Here is a 2,940-nt window from a genome sequence, read left to right as displayed (position 1 = left end):
GCCGGCGCCATCGCCGTTCGGCTGGGCCCGACCGTGCTGCGCACCTCGACCGCGGCGGCCGTCGCATTGGGCGCACTGGGCGTGTTGACGCCGCGGTGGGAACAGCCCGAACGCGGGTCGCACAGTGGCTAACCATTGGGTTCGTCAACCGACCGGCGGTAGACTCAAGGCGCTAACTCGCTGGATACACCACAGAAAGCAGGCATTAGGACGCACGTGACGCCCCGCGAAACCAACGCTGCTGGCCCGTTCACATCTCCGGTTCGCAGCAGCATCGATGTTCCGCCCGACCTCGTCATGGGCCTGCTCGGTTCCGCCGATGAAAACCTGCGCGCCCTCGAACGACTCCTGGCCGCGGATCTGCATGTGCGCGGCAACGCCGTGACGCTGTCCGGCGAACCCGCTGACGTCGCGCTCGCCGAGCGGGCGCTCTCCGAACTGGTGGCGATCGTGGCCGGCGGGCAGCCGCTCACCCCGGAGGGTGTGCGGCACAGCGTCGCGATGCTGGTCGGCACCGGCAATGAGTCACCCGCCGAGGTTTTGACGCTGGACATTTTGTCCCGTCGCGGCAAGACCATTCGGCCCAAGACGCTCAATCAGAAGCGGTATGTCGACGCCATCGACGCCCACACCATCGTGTTCGGGATCGGTCCGGCCGGTACCGGCAAGACCTACCTGGCCATGGCCAAGGCGGTCAGTGCGCTGCAGGCCAAACAGGTCACCCGCATCATCCTGACCCGGCCGGCGGTGGAAGCCGGTGAGCGACTTGGCTTTCTGCCGGGCACGCTGAGCGAGAAGATCGACCCGTACCTTCGGCCGCTGTACGACGCCCTGCACGACATGATGGATCCCGAAATGATCCCGAAGCTGATGTCATCCGGGGTGATCGAGGTTGCGCCGCTGGCCTATATGCGGGGTAGGACGTTGAACGATGCATTCATCATCCTCGACGAAGCTCAGAACACCACTGCCGAACAGATGAAAATGTTTCTGACCCGGTTGGGATTCGGCTCCAAAGTCGTTGTCACCGGTGACATTACGCAGATCGACCTGCCGGGGCCCGGCAGGTCGGGTCTGCGTGCGGCGGTCGATATCCTGGACGGCATCGACGACATTCACGTCGCGGAGTTGACCAGCGCCGACGTGGTCCGCCACCGGCTGGTCTCCGAAATCGTCGATGCCTACGCGCGACACGAGGAGCCCGGGCTGCGGATGAACCGGGCCGAGCGACGCGCCCCGAGCGCACGCAGCCGTCGGTGACAGCGTCATGACCATCGAAGTCGCCAACGAATCCGGAATCGACGTATCCGAATCCGAATTGATCAGCGTCGCAAGGTTCGTCATCGACCAGATGGACGTCAATCCAGCGGCCGAGCTGTCGATGGTGCTGTTGGACATGGCGGCGATGGCCGACCTACACATGCGCTGGATGGACTTGCCGGGCCCCACCGATGTGATGAGCTTCCCGATGGACGAGCTGGAGCCGGGTGGTCGTCCCGACGCACCGGAGCCGGGAGCGGCGATGCTCGGCGACATCGTGTTGTGTCCCGAATTCGCCGCAATACAGGCCAACACTGCCGGTCACACGCTGGGGCATGAGCTGGCGTTGCTGACAATCCACGGCTTGCTGCATCTGCTGGGCTACGACCACGCCGAGCCGGACGAGGCCAAAGAGATGTTCGCCTTGCAGCACCGTCTGCTCGAAGAGTGGGTCGCCGACCAAGTCGAGTACTACCGTCAGCAGCGACAGCACGATCGCGACCAGCGGTTGCTAGACAAATCAAGGTATTTCGAGAATTGAACAGCTCCGCCTCGCTGCTCGGCGCGATCGTGCTGATCTGTCTGGGCAGCGTGTTCGCGGCCATCGACGCCGCGATCAGCACGGTGTCGATGGCGCGGGTGCAAGAGCTGGTTCGCGACGAGCGGCCCGGCGCGGTGCGATTGGCCAAGGTGATGGCCGATCGGCCTCGCTACATCAACCTGGTGGTGCTACTGCGGATCGTCTGCGAGATCAGCGCGACCGTGCTGCTGGCGCAGTTCTTCTACCGTGCCGTCAGCCGCGAATGGGGGCTGTTCATCGCCGCGGTCGTCATGGTGGTGGTCAGCTTCGTCGTCATCGGCGTCGGTCCGCGGACACTCGGCCGCCAGAACGCCTACTCCATTGCCCTGGTGTCGGCGCTACCGCTGCAGGTGATTTCGGTGTTGCTGACCCCGATCAGCCGGATCCTGGTCGTGCTCGGAAACATGCTGACGCCGGGCCGCGGCTTCCGCAACGGGCCGTTCGCGTCCGAGATCGAGTTGCGTGAAGTCGTCGACCTGGCGCAGCAACGCGGTGTGGTTGCCGCCGACGAGCGGCGGATGATCGAGTCGGTGTTCGAACTCGGCGACACGCCGGCCCGCGAGGTGATGGTGCCGCGCACCGAGATGATCTGGATCGAAAGCGACAAATCCGCCGATCAGGCAACATCGGTCGCGGTGCGCAGCGGGCACTCCCGTATCCCGGTCATCGGGGAGAACGTCGACGACGTGGTCGGCGTGGTGTACCTGAAAGACTGTGTCCAGCAGGCTTATTACTCGTCAGGCGGTGGTCGCGACACCGCCGTGACGGAGGTGATGCGACCGGCGGTGTTCGTGCCGGACTCCAAGCCGCTGGATGAGCTGCTGCGGGAAATGCAGCGCGACCGCAACCATATGACGTTGCTGGTCGACGAATACGGCGCGATCGCCGGGCTGGTGACGATCGAGGACGTACTGGAAGAGATCGTCGGTGAAATCGCCGACGAATACGACGCCGCCGAGGTCGCCCCCGTGGAAGAGCTGGGCGACAACCGGTTTCGGGTATCGGCGCGACTACCGATCGAAGATGTCGGCGAGCTGTACGGCGTGGAATTCGAGGAGGACCTCGACGTCGACACGGTCGGCGGGTTGCTGGCCCTGGAG

The 2,940-nt window shown here is 64.7% G+C and carries 4 protein-coding genes; all 4 read left to right on the top strand.

The window, feature by feature from the left end; translation table 11 throughout:
• Window positions 1–132: 16S rRNA (uracil(1498)-N(3))-methyltransferase (locus tag VN856_RS14930; RefSeq protein WP_325690328.1), on the top strand; the 132-nt coding region annotated here is incomplete at its 5' end.
• Window positions 133–216: 84 nt separating this feature from the next.
• Window positions 217–1,260: a PhoH family protein gene (locus tag VN856_RS14925; protein WP_325690326.1), complete on the top strand. Its 1,044-nt coding sequence runs from the start codon at window positions 217–219 to the stop codon at window positions 1,258–1,260.
• Window positions 1,261–1,267: 7 nt separating this feature from the next.
• Complete coding sequence (gene ybeY / locus VN856_RS14920; protein WP_325690324.1) at window positions 1,268–1,801, top strand: rRNA maturation RNase YbeY; 534 nt, start codon at window positions 1,268–1,270, stop codon at window positions 1,799–1,801.
• The coding region (locus tag VN856_RS14915; RefSeq protein WP_325690323.1) for a hemolysin family protein at window positions 1,798–2,940 on the top strand (1,143 nt) is incomplete at its 3' end. The genes ybeY and VN856_RS14915, both read left to right, overlap by 4 nt.

Source organism: Mycobacterium sp., from assembly GCF_035603715.1.
In the GTDB taxonomy this organism is placed as follows: domain Bacteria; phylum Actinomycetota; class Actinomycetes; order Mycobacteriales; family Mycobacteriaceae; genus Mycobacterium.
The sequence above is the reverse complement of the archived record's forward strand: the minus strand, read 5'-3'. Positions and strand labels throughout refer to the sequence as shown.